At 63.2% G+C, this 13,721-nt stretch carries 15 protein-coding genes; 10 read left to right on the top strand and 5 right to left on the bottom strand.

Going from position 1 to position 13,721, the window contains the following annotated elements:
• The first annotated feature begins 115 nt into the window (after positions 1-115).
• The 6 genes from exbB to B3361_RS15745 all read left to right on the top strand — a co-directional run bounded on the left by exbB (position 116) and on the right by B3361_RS15745 (position 6,826).
• Positions 116-1,081 (top strand): tonB-system energizer ExbB, encoded by a 966-nt coding sequence (gene exbB, locus B3361_RS15770; protein WP_009684526.1) that lies wholly within the window; start codon positions 116-118, stop codon positions 1,079-1,081.
• A 3-nt stretch (positions 1,082-1,084) separates the two neighbouring features.
• Positions 1,085-1,513 (top strand): TonB system transport protein ExbD, encoded by a 429-nt coding sequence (gene exbD / locus B3361_RS15765; RefSeq protein WP_009684525.1) that lies wholly within the window; start codon positions 1,085-1,087, stop codon positions 1,511-1,513.
• Positions 1,510-2,241 (top strand): energy transducer TonB, encoded by a 732-nt coding sequence (locus B3361_RS15760; protein WP_033690730.1) that lies wholly within the window; start codon positions 1,510-1,512, stop codon positions 2,239-2,241. The genes exbD and B3361_RS15760 overlap by 4 nt, the downstream gene beginning before the upstream one ends.
• A 94-nt stretch (positions 2,242-2,335) precedes the next feature.
• Positions 2,336-3,262 carry a hydrogen peroxide-inducible genes activator gene (locus tag B3361_RS15755; protein ID WP_009684523.1) on the top strand — a complete coding sequence of 309 codons (927 nt, stop codon included), beginning with the start codon at positions 2,336-2,338 and terminating at the stop codon, positions 3,260-3,262.
• Positions 3,263-3,265: 3 nt separating this feature from the next.
• Positions 3,266-5,344, top strand: a complete 2,079-nt coding sequence (recG, locus tag B3361_RS15750; RefSeq protein WP_009684522.1) for an ATP-dependent DNA helicase RecG — start codon at positions 3,266-3,268, stop codon at positions 5,342-5,344.
• A 78-nt stretch (positions 5,345-5,422) separates the two neighbouring features.
• The gene (locus tag B3361_RS15745) at positions 5,423-6,826 is read left to right on the top strand and encodes an aminoacyl-tRNA deacylase and HDOD domain-containing protein (protein ID WP_054905207.1); all 1,404 of its coding nucleotides are present in this window, start codon (positions 5,423-5,425) and stop codon (positions 6,824-6,826) included.
• A gap of 31 nt (positions 6,827-6,857) precedes the next feature.
• Here B3361_RS15745 and B3361_RS15740 read toward each other — a convergent pair whose 3' ends face one another.
• From B3361_RS15740 to B3361_RS15725, 4 genes are all read right to left on the bottom strand, one after another.
• Positions 6,858-7,235: an SCP2 sterol-binding domain-containing protein gene (locus B3361_RS15740; RefSeq protein WP_009684520.1), complete on the bottom strand. Its 378-nt coding sequence runs from the start codon at positions 7,233-7,235 to the stop codon at positions 6,858-6,860.
• A 146-nt stretch (positions 7,236-7,381) separates the two neighbouring features.
• Positions 7,382-7,687 carry an HU family DNA-binding protein gene (locus tag B3361_RS15735; protein WP_009684519.1) on the bottom strand — a complete coding sequence of 102 codons (306 nt, stop codon included), beginning with the start codon at positions 7,685-7,687 and terminating at the stop codon, positions 7,382-7,384.
• A gap of 187 nt (positions 7,688-7,874) precedes the next feature.
• Complete coding sequence (locus B3361_RS15730) at positions 7,875-9,023, bottom strand: NAD(P)/FAD-dependent oxidoreductase (protein ID WP_054905394.1); 1,149 nt, start codon at positions 9,021-9,023, stop codon at positions 7,875-7,877.
• Positions 9,024-9,039: 16 nt separating this feature from the next.
• Positions 9,040-9,207 (bottom strand): rubredoxin, encoded by a 168-nt coding sequence (locus B3361_RS15725; protein ID WP_003253349.1) that lies wholly within the window; start codon positions 9,205-9,207, stop codon positions 9,040-9,042.
• Between the two features lie 190 nt (positions 9,208-9,397).
• Between B3361_RS15725 and B3361_RS15720 the strand changes: the two genes are divergently transcribed.
• Complete coding sequence (locus B3361_RS15720; RefSeq protein WP_054905393.1) at positions 9,398-9,955, top strand: chorismate--pyruvate lyase family protein; 558 nt, start codon at positions 9,398-9,400, stop codon at positions 9,953-9,955.
• The gene (gene ubiA, locus B3361_RS15715; RefSeq protein ID WP_054905392.1) at positions 9,955-10,845 is read left to right on the top strand and encodes a 4-hydroxybenzoate octaprenyltransferase; all 891 of its coding nucleotides are present in this window, start codon (positions 9,955-9,957) and stop codon (positions 10,843-10,845) included. Before B3361_RS15720 ends, ubiA begins: the two co-directional genes overlap by 1 nt.
• A 64-nt stretch (positions 10,846-10,909) precedes the next feature.
• Here ubiA and B3361_RS15710 read toward each other — a convergent pair whose 3' ends face one another.
• Positions 10,910-11,278: a hypothetical protein gene (locus B3361_RS15710; protein WP_033690727.1), complete on the bottom strand. Its 369-nt coding sequence runs from the start codon at positions 11,276-11,278 to the stop codon at positions 10,910-10,912.
• Positions 11,279-11,451: 173 nt separating this feature from the next.
• Between B3361_RS15710 and phoB the strand changes: the two genes are divergently transcribed.
• Positions 11,452-12,141 (top strand): phosphate regulon transcriptional regulator PhoB, encoded by a 690-nt coding sequence (phoB, locus tag B3361_RS15705; RefSeq protein WP_003253341.1) that lies wholly within the window; start codon positions 11,452-11,454, stop codon positions 12,139-12,141.
• Between the two features lie 170 nt (positions 12,142-12,311).
• On the top strand, positions 12,312-13,619 hold the full coding sequence (gene phoR / locus B3361_RS15700; RefSeq protein ID WP_054905391.1) for a phosphate regulon sensor histidine kinase PhoR: 1,308 nt from the start codon (positions 12,312-12,314) through the stop codon (positions 13,617-13,619).
• The last annotated feature ends 102 nt before the right edge of the window (positions 13,620-13,721 follow it).

Raw genomic sequence — 13,721 nt, 5'->3', positions numbered from 1 at the left:
ACAATATTACTTTTGTTAACAAGAATTACTTGCAATAATGGCGACCAAGTTGTTCTCGGCCCGCCTCGAGGCCTTGGAGAACGTTCGTCTTTTCTCTTCATCAGGTCCGGCCAGCATGACACGTACTAAACCCTCCGCTTCGCCAACCCAGTCGCGCGCCTGGCGCGCCATCGCCGCGCTGACGCTCAGCCTGGTGCTGGCCCCGGCAGCCATGGCCGATGAGCCAACCGCCAATACCACCACGCCGGCCGCCGCCACTGCCGCTGCTGCCCCGAGCACCGCCCCGGCTGGCGAAGCACCCGCCACCAGCGCCACTGCCGGTGCACCAGCTGCAGCAGACCCAAGCGTCGAAGCCCTGGTTGAAGATACCTCGCTGGGCATGGCCCACGACCTGTCCCCATGGGGCATGTACAAGAACGCCGACATCGTGGTGAAGATCGTCATGATCGGCCTGGCTATCGCCTCCATCATCACTTGGACCATCTGGATCGCCAAAGGCTTCGAGCTGATGGGCGCCAAACGCCGCCTGCGTGGCGAAATCGCCCAGCTGAAGAAGGCCACCACGCTGAAAGATGCCAGCGAAGTCTCCAGCAAGGAAGGCACGCTGGCCCATACCCTGGTGCACGACGCCCTTGAAGAGATGCGCCTGTCGGCCAATGCCCGCGAGAAAGAGGGTATCAAGGAACGCGTCAGCTTCCGCCTGGAGCGCCTGGTGCATGCCAGCGGCCGTAACATGAGCAGCGGCACCGGCGTACTCGCCACCATTGGTTCCACCGCCCCGTTCGTCGGCCTGTTCGGCACCGTCTGGGGCATCATGAACAGCTTCATCGGTATCGCCAAGACCCAGACCACCAACCTGGCCGTGGTCGCCCCGGGTATCGCCGAAGCCCTGCTGGCCACCGCCCTGGGCCTGGTCGCGGCAATCCCGGCCGTGGTCATCTACAACGTCTTCGCCCGTTCCATTGCCGGCTACAAGGCTCAGGTGTCCGATGCTTCCGCCCAGGTACTGCTGCTGGTCAGCCGCGATCTGGACCACCAAGGCAGCGAGCGCGCCGCCCCGCACATGGTGAAAGTGGGGTAAGCCATGGGCCTGCATCTCAACGAAGGTGGCGACGACCTCGCCGAAAACCACGAAATCAACGTTACGCCGTTCATCGACGTAATGCTGGTACTGCTGATCATCTTCATGGTTGCCGCCCCCCTGGCCACAGTCGATATCAAGGTCGACCTGCCGGCCTCGACCGCCAAACCGGCGCCGAGGCCCGAGAAGCCGGTGTTCGTCAGCGTCAAGGCAGACCAGAAGCTGTACGTCGGCGACGATCAGGTCCCGGCACCCGACCAGCTTGGCCCGATGCTTGACGCCAAGACCAAGGGTGACAAGGAAACCACCATCTTCTTCCAGGCCGACAAAGGCGTGGATTACGGTGACCTGATGGAAGTGATGAACAACATGCGCTCGGCCGGCTACCTGAAAGTCGGCCTGGTAGGTCTCGAGACGGCAGCCAAGAAATGACAAAACCGCGCTCAAACATGGCGCGCTACGCTGGCAGCCTGGCGATCGTGCTGGGCGTGCACGTGGTCGCCGTGCTGCTGACGCTCAACTGGTCTGTGCCCCAGGCCATCGAGTTGCCGCCAGCAGCCATGATGGTCGAACTGGCACCGCTGCCGGAACCCGCGCCACCGCCGCCCCCGAAAGCGGCGCCGCAGCCACCTGCACCGGTAGAGGAACCACCTTTGCCGAAGCTGGTGGAGGCACCCAAGCCGAAGATCGCCATCCCCAAGCCGCCCAAGCCGAAGGCCAAGCCCCAGCCGCCCAAGCCTGAGAAGAAGCCTGAGCCGCCGAAGGAAGCACCGCCGACCGAGCAGACCGTCGACGCGCCGCCGAGCAATACGCCACCGCAGAAGTCCGCGGCACCGGCCCCGAGCATCGCGTCCAACAGCAACGCCCTGCCGACCTGGCAGAGTGACCTGCTGCGCCACCTGGCCAAGTACAAACGGTACCCGGAAGACGCGCGCCGCCGTGGCCTGCAAGGCATCAACCGCCTGCGCTTCGTGGTCGACGCCGAGGGCAAGGTGGTGTCGTATTCGATGGCCGGTGGGTCGGGCAGTGCCGCGCTGGACCGCGCAACCATGGAAATGATCCGCCGCGCCGGCAAAGTGCCAAAGCCGCCACCCGAGTTGTTGAACAATGGCACCATCGAAGTCGTGGCGCCCTTCGTCTACTCGCTGGACCGCCGCTAAGACTTTTGTTTCTGTCACAAATCGGCAAGTCTGATAACGTGCGTCTATCGATTGCAGCCGCTATGCTGGGGCCGCAACTTCATGGACGCACGTTATGACCCTCACAGAACTACGCTACATCGTCACACTCGCCCAGGAACAGCACTTCGGCCATGCCGCCGAGCGCTGCCACGTGAGCCAGCCGACCCTGTCGGTCGGTGTGAAGAAGCTTGAGGATGAGCTTGGCGTTCTGATCTTCGAACGCAGCAAAAGCGCGGTCCGCCTGACCCCTGTCGGCGAGAGCATCGTTGCCCAGGCACAAAAGGTACTGGAGCAGGCCCAGGGCATTCGCGAACTGGCCCAGGCTGGCAAGAACCAGCTGACTGCGCCGCTCAAGGTCGGTGCCATCTACACCGTGGGCCCCTACCTGTTCCCGCACCTGATCCCGCAACTGCACCGCGTGGCACCGCAGATGCCGCTGTACATCGAAGAAAACTTCACCCATGTGCTGCGCGAGAAGCTGCGCAATGGCGAGCTGGACGCGGTGATCATCGCCCTGCCGTTCAATGAAGCCGATGTGCTCACCCTTCCCCTCTACGACGAACCGTTCTGCGCGCTGATGCCTGCCGACCACCCATGGACGGCCAAAAAGACCATCGACACCGCCATGCTCAACGACAAGAGCCTGTTGCTGCTGGGTGAAGGTCACTGCTTCCGTGACCAGGTGCTGGAAGCCTGCCCTACCCTGAACAAGGGGGGTGAAGGGTCGCGGCACACCACGGTCGAATCCAGCTCGCTGGAAACCATCCGCCACATGGTAGCGTCCGGCCTTGGCGTGTCTATCCTGCCGCTGTCGGCGGTGCACAGCCACCACTACGCGCCTGGGGTCATCGAAGTCCGCCCGCTGACCGCCCCGGCACCGTTCCGCACCGTGGCCATCGCCTGGCGCGCCAGCTTCCCACGGCCAAAGGCCATCGAGATCCTCGCCGACTCGATCCGCCTGTGCTCGGTAGCCAAGGCCCCTGCAGAACAAACGGCCTGAGTCATGACGGAGCTGTCGAACGTCCCGGTCACCGTGCTCAAGGGTGTTGGCGAGGCCATGGCCGAAAAGCTCGCCAAGGTCGGCCTGGAAAACTTGCAGGACGTGCTGTTCCACCTGCCCCTGCGCTATCAGGACCGCACCCGCGTGGTTCCGATCGGCCAGCTGCGCCCAGGCCAGGACGCGGTGATCGAGGGGGTGGTCAGCGGTGCCGACGTGACCATGGGCAAGCGTCGCAGCCTGGTGGTACGCCTGGGTGACGGCAGTGGCGTGTTGAGCTTGCGCTTCTACCATTTCAGCAACGCGCAAAAGGAAGGGCTCAAGCGCGGCACCCACCTGCGCTGCTACGGCGAAGCTCGCCCGGGCGCTTCCGGGCTGGAGATCTACCACCCGGAGTACCGCGCACTGAACGGTGACGAACCGCCACCGCCGGTCGACCAAACCCTCACCCCGATATACCCGTCTACCGAGGGCCTTACCCAGCAACGCCTGCGCCAACTGTGCCAACAGAGCCTGAGCCTGCTCGGCCCGCGCAGCCTGCCCGACTGGCTGCCCGACGAACTGGCCCGCGACTACCAGCTGGCGCCGCTGGATGACGCCATCCGCTACCTGCACAACCCGCCCGCCGACGCCGACGTCGAGGAGTTGGCCCTGGGCCACCACTGGGCTCAGCACCGCCTGGCATTCGAAGAGCTGCTCACCCACCAGCTGTCGCAACAGCGCCTGCGCGAGAGCCTGCGCAGCCTGCGTGCGCCAGTGCTGCCCAAGGCCACCCGGCTGCCGGCGCAATACCTGGCCAATTTGGGCTTCCAGCCGACCGGCGCGCAGCAGCGCGTCGCCAACGAAATTGCCTACGACCTCAGCCAGCACGAGCCGATGATGCGCCTGGTGCAAGGCGACGTGGGTGCCGGCAAGACCGTGGTCGCCGCGCTGGCCGCGTTGCAGGCCCTGGAGGCTGGTTATCAGGTGGCATTGATGGCCCCCACCGAGATCCTTGCCGAACAGCACTACATCACCTTCAAGCGCTGGCTGGAGCCTTTGGGTCTGGAGGTGGCCTGGCTGGCCGGCAAACTCAAGGGCAAGGCGCGGGCGGCGTCGCTCGAGCAGATCGCCAATGGCGCCCCGATGGTGGTCGGCACCCACGCCCTGTTCCAGGACGAGGTGAAGTTCAAGCACCTGGCCTTGGCCATCATCGACGAACAGCACCGTTTCGGCGTGCAGCAACGCCTGGCGCTGCGCAAGAAAGGCGTGGCCGGCGAGCTGTGCCCACACCAGCTGATCATGACCGCGACCCCCATTCCGCGCACCTTGGCCATGAGTGCCTACGCCGACCTGGACACCTCGGTGCTCGACGAGCTGCCGCCTGGGCGCACGCCGGTGAACACCGTGCTGGTGGCCGACAGCCGGCGTTTCGAAGTGGTCGAACGGGTACGCGCCGCCTGCGCTGAAGGGCGCCAGGCGTACTGGGTGTGCACGCTGATCGAAGAGTCCGAGGAACTGACCTGCCAAGCAGCCGAAAGCACTTACGAGGAGCTGGGCAGCGCCTTGGGTGAACTGCGGGTCGGGTTGATCCACGGCCGCATGAAACCGGCGGAAAAGGCCGAGATCATGGCCGAGTTCAAGGCCGGCAACCTGCAGTTGCTGGTCGCCACCACCGTCATCGAGGTGGGCGTGGACGTGCCCAATGCCAGCCTGATGATCATCGAAAACCCCGAGCGCCTCGGCCTGGCCCAGCTGCACCAGTTGCGTGGCCGGGTGGGCCGCGGCAGCGCCGTCAGCCATTGCGTGCTGCTGTACCACCCGCCGCTGTCGCAGATCGGCCGCGAGCGCCTGGGCATCATGCGCGAAACCAACGACGGCTTCATCATCGCCGAAAAAGACCTTGCGCTACGCGGCCCGGGCGAAATGCTGGGTACCCGCCAGACCGGCCTGCTGCAATTCAAGGTCGCCGACCTGATGCGCGACGCCGACCTGTTGCCAGCGGTACGCGATGCCGCCCAGGCCCTGATCGCACGCTGGCCGGAGCACGTCAGCCCGCTGCTGGACCGTTGGCTGCGTCATGGCCAGCAATATGGTCAGGTGTGACGCCTGTCCCATAATGGATCCAGATTTGCGCCCAGGGTGGTTATACTTCGCGTTTAAAAGAATCAGTGGATACGGACCATGACTGAAGTTGCCCTGGACACCGCAACCCCACACACGCCTTCCGTCATCAGGCTGCTGCTCGAGAAACTCGGCGTAGCCTACCGCGAGGTGGTCGAACATCCGCACCTGCCCGCAGCCTCGCGGGTACAGGCCGTGCTGCTGGACGACGAGGTGGGCGCCATGATGGTGCTGTTCCCGCAGAGCCAGCTGCTGGACCTGAACCGCCTGGCCGAACTGACCGGGCGCAAGCTCACCGCCGTGTCGGTGCCACGCCTCAAGCAAATGCTCGACAAACACCAGCTCAAGGCGCTGCCGGGCATCCCGGCGCTCACCAGCTCACCGTGCCAGTACGAAAAAAGCCTGCTGGACGTCGACCTGGTGTACATCAATTCGGGTGAAGCCGGCCTGTTGCTGGAAATAGAGCGCGCGCACTTCAAGCGCATGTTGCTCAAGGCCAGCGCCAGCAGCTTTGGCCAGGAAGTCGGGGCGATCAGCCCCAACCTCGACCGCCCTAACGACGATACCCGCGAAATCACCAATGCCGTGCAAGCCTTCACTGCCCGGCGCATCCAGAAGCGCCTGGAAGAAACCATCGAAATCCCGCCGCTGGCCGATACTGCGCAGAAAATCATCAAACTGCGGGTAGACCCCAACGCCAGCATCGACGATATCACTGGGGTGGTAGAAACCGACCCGGCCCTGGCCGCCCAGGTGGTCAGCTGGGCGGCATCACCCTACTACGCCTCGCCGGGCAAGATCCGCTCGGTGGAAGACGCCATCGTGCGCGTGCTGGGCTTCGACCTGGTGATCAACCTCGCCCTCGGCCTGGCCCTGGGCAAGACCCTGAGCCTGCCCAAGGACAACCCTCAGCAGGCCACCCCGTACTGGCAGCAGTCGATCTACACCGCCGCCATCATCGAAGGCCTTACCCGAGCCATGCCGCGGGCAGAGCGCCCTGAAGCAGGCCTGACCTACCTGGCCGGGCTGTTGCACAACTTCGGTTACCTGCTGCTGGCACACGTTTTCCCGCCGCACTTCTCGCTGATTTGTCGCCACCTGGAGGTCAACCCTCATCTGAACCACACCTATGTGGAACAACACCTGCTGGGCATCAGCCGCGAGCAGATTGGTGCCTGGTTGATGAAACTGTGGGACATGCCGGTAGAGCTCTCGGCCGCGCTGCGTTTCCAGCACGACCCAGCCTACGATGGCGAGTTTTCGGCATTCCCCAACCTGGTATGCCTGGCCACACGCCTGCTGCGCTCGCGGGGGATTGGTTCGGGGCCGCTGGAGGAGATTCCTGAAGAACTGCTGGAGCGTTTGGGCATTGCCCGGGAAAAGGCCGAAGATGTGGTGAACAAAGTGCTGGAGGCCGAGAGCTTGCTGCGGGAGCTGGCTTCGCAGTTCAACGCACCGCATTGAAGCCCGGGGCCGCTTGGCGGCCCCAAACATTTCAGCCCTGCTTCTTCTTCGGCTTCAGGTACTTCATCAACCCCTGAAACCACATCACCAACGCCGGATTGCCCTTGATCTGGATGTTCTTGTCCTGAATGCCCTGCATGAACGCCAACTGCTTGTTGCTTGCCTGCAAGGTGGCAAAGCCATAGGCGGCATCCTTGAAGGCAATGGCAAAGGCCGGCTGTGAGTACGACCCGCTTTTGCTGCTGACCCGCTCGTTGCTGACGATAAAGTGCCGGGCGACCTTGCCGTCCAGGGTCTGCATCTGGAACACCAGGTCCTTGCCTTTGAGCTGCTGCTGGAATGCCGGATTATTGCGGCTGGCCCGGGCCATCAGCAGCCCCATGGCCCACAGAAGAAAGCGGAACTTCATCGACACGCCTCGATGGAAAAGTGACTAAGTTGCGCAGTTTATCCTCCTAATGACCTTTTTATGCAAGTTCGCAGCAATTACCGGGTGTAAAGCACAACGGGCGCCATCTGGCGCCCGTTCGGGATCAACGCATCCTCAGTGCACAGTTACTTTTTCTTGCTGGCCTTGCTCGGCGCGGCCGGCGTATTGACGCTGTCCCTGAGGTTCTTGCCGGGCTTGAAAGCTACGGTATTGCTGGCTTTGATCTTGACCGGCTGGCCGGTTTGCGGGTTTTTGCCGGTACGCGCGCCGCGGTGGCGTTTTTCGAAAGTGCCGAAACCAACCAGGGTCACGGTGTCCTTGTCCAGGGCGCCCGTGATGCTGTCGAGAATCGCGTTCAGCACTTGATTAGCCTTTTCTTTGGTCAGGTCAGCTTTTTCAGCGATGACGGCGGCGAGTTCTGGTTTGCGCATAGTAAAGCCTCTTTGACGGAATTCTTGTTGTTATGCCGTGCTGCCTTCAGGAGCAGCGCTCAAGGCACCGCAGGCTCTAACCTGCGGCAGACGGGAGTGAGAATGGCACGTGGTTCGGGGCCGCGCCAGTATCTGAGCGGCCATTGTGCAGGCAACAACAGGACAAACCAGACAGAACGCCGGGCAATTACGCCATAACTGCAGGTAGCTGGCGGTTCAGCGCCAGCTTTTCCGTGACCGCAGCCCCGGTCAGGGCGTAACCCAGCAGCCCGCCACCCGCATCGATGCACAGCACCTTCAGGTCATTGCCCTGCCCTTCGACCTGCCAAGTGCCTTCTCGCCCCTGTGGCGGTGGCGAAACCACCAGCGGGCAGGCCGGGGTTTTCACCGTGATCGGCATTGGCCCGTAGGCAACTGCCGTGGGCTTGCCGGCCAGGGTTTGGGCCAGTGCCCGTGCACAACTCATCAGTGGCATCACGTACAACAGGTTGATGCCGTCTACCTCGGCGCAATCCCCGAGGGCGAAGATATTGGCGTGGGAGGTTCGCAGCACACGGTCCACGCTGACGCCACGGTTGACCTGCAACCCGGCCGCGGCAGCCAGGTCGGTACGCGGGCGCAGGCCAATGGCCGAAACGACCAGGTCACAGCCAACCACGCTGCCATCCGACAGGTGCGCCTCCAGGCCGTGGGGCGCCTGCTGCAAGCGGGTCAGAACAGGCCCAAGGTGAAAGCGTACGCCCAGGTCTTGCAACCCACGTTGTACCGCGCCGGCAGCGGCCGGATGCAACAGGGTCGGCATGACCTGCTCGCATGGCGCTACCACGTCTACCTGAAAGCCCCCCAGGCTCATGTCGTTGGCAAACTCGCAGCCGATCAGGCCAGCGCCGAGAATCAGCACGCGTTGCTTGCCGGCGGCGGCAGCACGAAAGCGTGCGTAGTCCTCCAGGTCGTTGATGGGGAACACCAGGTGGCTGGCATCGCCTTCAACCGGCACCTGCACGGTCTGCGCACCCCACGCCAGCACCAGGTCGCGGTATGCCACGGCCTCTTCGCCGATCCACAGGCGTTTGTGCCCAGGGTCGATGCCGCTGATGCGGGTATGGGTGCGGATTTCGGCGTTCAGCTGCTCGGCCATGGCACCGGCTTCGGCCATGCACAGGTCAGCGGCGCCCTTGTGCTTGGCATAGCCCATGGAAAGCATGGGCTTGGAGTAGGAACGACCGTCATCGGCGGTGATCAGCAGCAACGGCGTATGCGCATCGAGCTTGCGAAATTCGCGGGCCAGGTTGTAGCCCGCCAGGCCGGTGCCGATGATTACCACAGGGGACGTCATGTCGTGCTTGCCTCGCTTAGCCGATGGAGATCATTTCAAAGTCGCTTTTGCCAACACCGCAGTCAGGGCATAGCCAGTCTTCCGGCACGTCCTCCCAACGGGTGCCAGGGGCGATGCCGTCGTCGGGCCAGCCTTCGGCTTCGTCGTAGATCAGGCCACAGACGATACATTGCCACTTTTTCATCAGGTTGTTTTCCTCGGGTCAGACTGGGGCTTTGTGTTGCTGCCGACGGCCCTATGGCGGGTGAACCCGCTGCAACAGGGACCAACGCGCAATGCTTGGGGGCTTTGTAGCGGCCCTGCCCGCAGTATGCAAGCAGTCGGGGCAATCATGCTAAGCTCGCCGCCTCTCAGGTTGTAACAAGCAGACCGACGTGTCGTACGAATCCCCGCAAGCAGCCGCTGTCGCGTGGCTGCCGTATTCACGGCTGGCGACCGACATCGACCAGCCCACCCTTGACTGGCTGTTCGACGAAGGCTCACTGACCCGCCGCCTGACGCGCCTGGCCCACGATGACTTCTGCGTCACCCCTTTGTTCGAGGGCTGGCAGCCGCTGCGCGCCGACGAATGCCAGGCACTGGGCATCGCTGTTGGCGCTGAAGGCTGGGTGCGCGAGGTGTACCTGCGCGGCCATGGCCAGCCGTGGGTGTTCGCCCGCAGCGTGGCCAGCCGCAGTGCCCTGGCGCGCGGCGGGTTGGACCTGGAACGCCTCGGCAGCCGTTCGTTGGGCGAGTTGCTGTTCTGCGACCAGGCGTTCATCCGCCACCCAATCGAAGTGTGCAGTTACCCACAGGCGTGGTTGCCGGCAGATGCCGCCCGGCCAGCGCTATGGGCCCGCCGCTCGCGGTTTGAACGTGACGGGCTGGACCTGCTGGTAGCCGAGGTGTTTCTGCCGGCGCTGTGGCAAGCGGCCCAGGAGGAAAACAGCTGATGTACCTGCAACTGCTCAAGTCGCTGAACCGCCTGCACCCGCGTGCCTGGGACTTTGTCCAGCTCAGCCGCATGGACCGCCCGATCGGTATCTACTTGCTGCTGTGGCCCACGCTGTCGGCGGTATGGATTGCCGGCAACGGCTCGCCAACCCTGGCCAACGTGCTGATCTTCGGCCTTGGCGTGGTACTGATGCGCGCCGCCGGCTGCTGCATCAACGATTTTGCCGACCGCAAGGTGGATGGCCACGTCAAGCGTACCGCCGACCGGCCCCTGGCCAGTGGGCGCGTGCGCCCGCGCGAGGCGCTGGCCCTGTTCGCCATGCTTGTCGGGGTCAGTTTCCTGCTGGTGCTGTGCACCAATAGCCGCACCGTGTGGCTGTCGTTCGGCGCGGTGGCGTTGGCGTTCTGCTACCCGTTCATGAAGCGCTACACCTACTACCCGCAAGTGGTGCTGGGGGCAGCGTACTCGTGGGGCATTCCGATGGCGTTCACGGCCGCTGGCGGCGAACTGCCGGCCAGTGCCTGGCTGCTGTACATCGCCAACCTGCTGTGGACGGTGGGCTACGACACCTATTACGCCATGGTCGACCGGGACGACGACCTGAAGATCGGCGTGAAATCCACGGCCATCCTGTTCGGTGAGGCCGACCGCAGCATCATCCTGACCTTGCAGTTGTTGTCGCTGGGCTGCCTGTTGCTGGCCGGTAGCCGCTTTGACCTCGGCGGCTGGTTCCACCTGGGGCTGCTGGGGGCGCTGGCGTGCTTTGCCTGGGAGTACTGGTCTACACGCAAGCTGAACCGCGAGTCGTGCTTCAAGGCGTTCCTGCACAATCACTGGGCGGGGTTGCTGGTGTTCGTGGGGGTGGTTCTGGACTACGCGCTGCGCTGACAGCGTGAGCACCCCACCTTGTGGGAACGGGCTTACCCCGCCCCCACAGGCCTACTGAAAGCCCTTACGGCTTGGCGACGTGCCAAACGTCTTTCATGCCGTCACCGGTCATGTCGCCAGCCTTCTTGTCCTTGACGAAGGTATACAGCGGCTTGCCGTCGTAGGCCCACTGCATCTTGCCGTCGTCCCGCTTGATCTGCGTCCACTTGCCCTCGGCTTTTTCGCCGCCACTGGTCATCAAAGGCGGCCAGTTCTTGGCGCATTCGCCATTGCACATCGACTTGCCGCCGGTATCTTTGTCAAAGGTGTACAGGGTCATGCCGGCATGATCGACCCACATGCCATCCTTTTCCATTGCAGGTTGTGCCGAGGCCACCCCCGGAAGTGCCAGCGCAGTGAAAAGGGCCATCCAGCTCAGCGTATGTCGTGTCATTGGATTCACCATCGTTTCGGGGGGTAATGGGTTCGGGTTGCCAGAACCGCGGCCCTCTGTAGCCTAGTTCAGTCACGCAATGTCGCCAGAACGGCCAACGCCCTGTCACACAGCTGCAATAATTCCGTTATCTAATGCGGGCCAAGACACTGAATCCAGGAGAGGTTTTGAGCATGGTAGGCAGGAACATTCTGATCGTCGACGACGAAGCGCCGATTCGCGAGATGATCGCCGTTGCCCTGGAAATGGCCGGCTATGACTGCCTGGAAGCGGAAAACTCCCAACAGGCCCACGCGATCATCGTCGACCGCAAGCCGGACCTGATCCTGCTCGACTGGATGCTGCCGGGTACCTCCGGCATCGAGTTGGCCCGCCGCCTGAAGCGCGATGAACTGACCGGCGACATTCCGATCATCATGCTCACTGCCAAAGGTGAAGAGGACAACAAGATCCAGGGCCTGGAAGTGGGTGCCGACGACTACATCACCAAACCGTTCTCACCGCGCGAGCTGGTTGCGCGGCTCAAAGCCGTGCTGCGCCGCACCGGCCCAAGCGACAGCGAGGCACCGATCGAGGTCGGCGGCCTGCTGCTCGATCCGATCAGCCACCGCGTGACCATCGACGGCAAGCCGGCTGAAATGGGCCCCACCGAATACCGCCTGCTGCAGTTCTTCATGACCCACCAGGAACGCGCCTACACCCGTGGCCAACTGCTGGACCAGGTGTGGGGCGGCAACGTCTATGTCGAAGAACGCACGGTCGACGTGCACATCCGCCGCCTGCGCAAAGCGCTGGGTGAGGCCTACGAGAATCTGGTACAAACCGTGCGCGGCACCGGCTACCGCTTCTCGACCAAGAGCTAGCTGCAAGCTGCAAGCTGCAAGCTGCAAGCTGCAAGCTGCAAGCTGCAAGCTGCAAGAAAGAGCATGTAGCATCAGGCTCAAAAAGGACTATCAGCACCACTGATCCGCTTCATCTTGCAGCTTGCAACTTGCAACTTGCAACTTGCAGCCGGATCCGAAGGACCCATCAATTGAACCAGAACTGGCACGCGACACTGATTCGCCACCTGCTGTTGCTGATCAGCATCTGCCTGATCGGCGGGCTGATCAGCGGCTACTATGGCTGGAGCCTGGCCATTGGCCTGGCACTGTACCTGGCTTGGACCCTCAAGCAACTGCTGCGCCTGCATGACTGGCTCCGCAACCATCAGCCCGACGAGGCGCCGCCCGACGGCTATGGCCTGTGGGGCGAGGTGTTCGACAGCATCTACCACCTGCAGCGCCGGGACCAACGTGTGCGGGGCCGCCTGCAAGCGGTGATCGACCGCGTTCAGGAGTCCACCGCTGCGCTGCGGGATGCGGTGATCATGCTCGACAGCGACGGCAACCTGGAGTGGTGGAACCGCGCCGCCGAGACCCTGCTGGGCTTCAAAACTCCACAGGACGGCGGCCAGCAAGTCACCAACCTGGTTCGCCACCCGCGCTTCAAGGAGTACTTCGAGGCAGAAAACTACCTCGAACCGCTGGAAATCCCCTCACCGATCAACGACCGCATGCGGCTGCAGTTGCACATCACCCGCTACGGCAACAACGAGCACTTGATGCTGGTGCGCGACGTCACCCGCATTCACCAGCTGGAACAGATGCGCAAAGACTTCGTCGCCAACGTGTCGCACGAATTGCGCACACCGCTGACCGTCATCACCGGCTACCTGGAAACCCTGCTGGACAACGTCGAGGACGTGAACCCGCGCTGGCGCCGGGCCTTGCAGCAGATGAGCCAGCAAGGCTCGCGCATGCAGACGCTGCTCAACGACCTGTTGCTGCTGGCCAAGCTGGAGGCCACCGATTATCCGTCGGACAACCAGCCAGTGCCGGTCGATGCCCTGCTGGCCGCCATCAAGAACGACGCCCAGGCGTTGTCTGGGCCGCGCAACCAGCGCATTACGCTGGAAGCAACCCCCGGCGTGCAGCTCAAGGGGAGCGAGTCGGAGCTGCGCAGCGCCTTTTCCAACCTGGTGTTCAACGCCGTCAAATACACCCAGGATGAAGGCGATATCCGCATCCGCTGGTGGGCCGATGCCCAGGGCGCGCATTTGTCGGTGCAGGACTCTGGCGTGGGCATCGATGCCAAACACCTGCCACGCCTCACCGAGCGCTTCTACCGGGTGGATTCCAGCCGGGCCTCGAATACAGGCGGCACCGGGCTGGGGCTGGCCATCGTCAAGCATGTGCTGATGCGCCACCGCGGCAAGCTGGAAATCAGCAGCGTCCCGGGGCATGGCAGTACCTTCATCTGTCATTTTGCCCCGGCACAATTGGTCAACAGCAAGGTCTGAGCAACTCAGGGCCCTTTGCTTTTGCAGCCCCAGCCGCTACATTGGATCCCCTGTGCCAGCAAGAGCTGGCACTTTTTTTCTCTCCATTTCTAAGACGGACCC

The organism is Pseudomonas sp. UBA6699 (assembly GCF_002454615.1).
GTDB classification, from domain to species: Bacteria; Pseudomonadota; Gammaproteobacteria; order Pseudomonadales; family Pseudomonadaceae; genus Aquipseudomonas; species Aquipseudomonas juntendi.
This window is presented reverse-complemented; position numbering and strand designations above follow the sequence as displayed.

What these genes read in the sequence shown, in the direction of transcription:
- exbB (WP_009684526.1), top strand. Translation starts at nt 116, where the DNA reads ATGACACGTACTAAACCCTCCGCTTCGCCAACCCAGTCGCGCGCCTGG.
- exbD (WP_009684525.1), top strand. Translation starts at nt 1,085, where the DNA reads ATGGGCCTGCATCTCAACGAAGGTGGCGACGACCTCGCCGAAAACCAC.
- B3361_RS15760 (WP_033690730.1), top strand. Translation starts at nt 1,510, where the DNA reads ATGACAAAACCGCGCTCAAACATGGCGCGCTACGCTGGCAGCCTGGCG.
- B3361_RS15755 (WP_009684523.1), top strand. Translation starts at nt 2,336, where the DNA reads ATGACCCTCACAGAACTACGCTACATCGTCACACTCGCCCAGGAACAG.
- recG (WP_009684522.1), top strand. Translation starts at nt 3,266, where the DNA reads ATGACGGAGCTGTCGAACGTCCCGGTCACCGTGCTCAAGGGTGTTGGC.
- B3361_RS15745 (WP_054905207.1), top strand. Translation starts at nt 5,423, where the DNA reads ATGACTGAAGTTGCCCTGGACACCGCAACCCCACACACGCCTTCCGTC.
- B3361_RS15740 (WP_009684520.1), bottom strand. Translation starts at nt 7,235, where the DNA reads ATGAAGTTCCGCTTTCTTCTGTGGGCCATGGGGCTGCTGATGGCCCGG.
- B3361_RS15735 (WP_009684519.1), bottom strand. Translation starts at nt 7,687, where the DNA reads ATGCGCAAACCAGAACTCGCCGCCGTCATCGCTGAAAAAGCTGACCTG.
- B3361_RS15730 (WP_054905394.1), bottom strand. Translation starts at nt 9,023, where the DNA reads ATGACGTCCCCTGTGGTAATCATCGGCACCGGCCTGGCGGGCTACAAC.
- B3361_RS15725 (WP_003253349.1), bottom strand. Translation starts at nt 9,207, where the DNA reads ATGAAAAAGTGGCAATGTATCGTCTGTGGCCTGATCTACGACGAAGCC.
- ubiA (WP_054905392.1), top strand. Translation starts at nt 9,955, where the DNA reads ATGTACCTGCAACTGCTCAAGTCGCTGAACCGCCTGCACCCGCGTGCC.
- B3361_RS15710 (WP_033690727.1), bottom strand. Translation starts at nt 11,278, where the DNA reads ATGACACGACATACGCTGAGCTGGATGGCCCTTTTCACTGCGCTGGCA.
- phoB (WP_003253341.1), top strand. Translation starts at nt 11,452, where the DNA reads ATGGTAGGCAGGAACATTCTGATCGTCGACGACGAAGCGCCGATTCGC.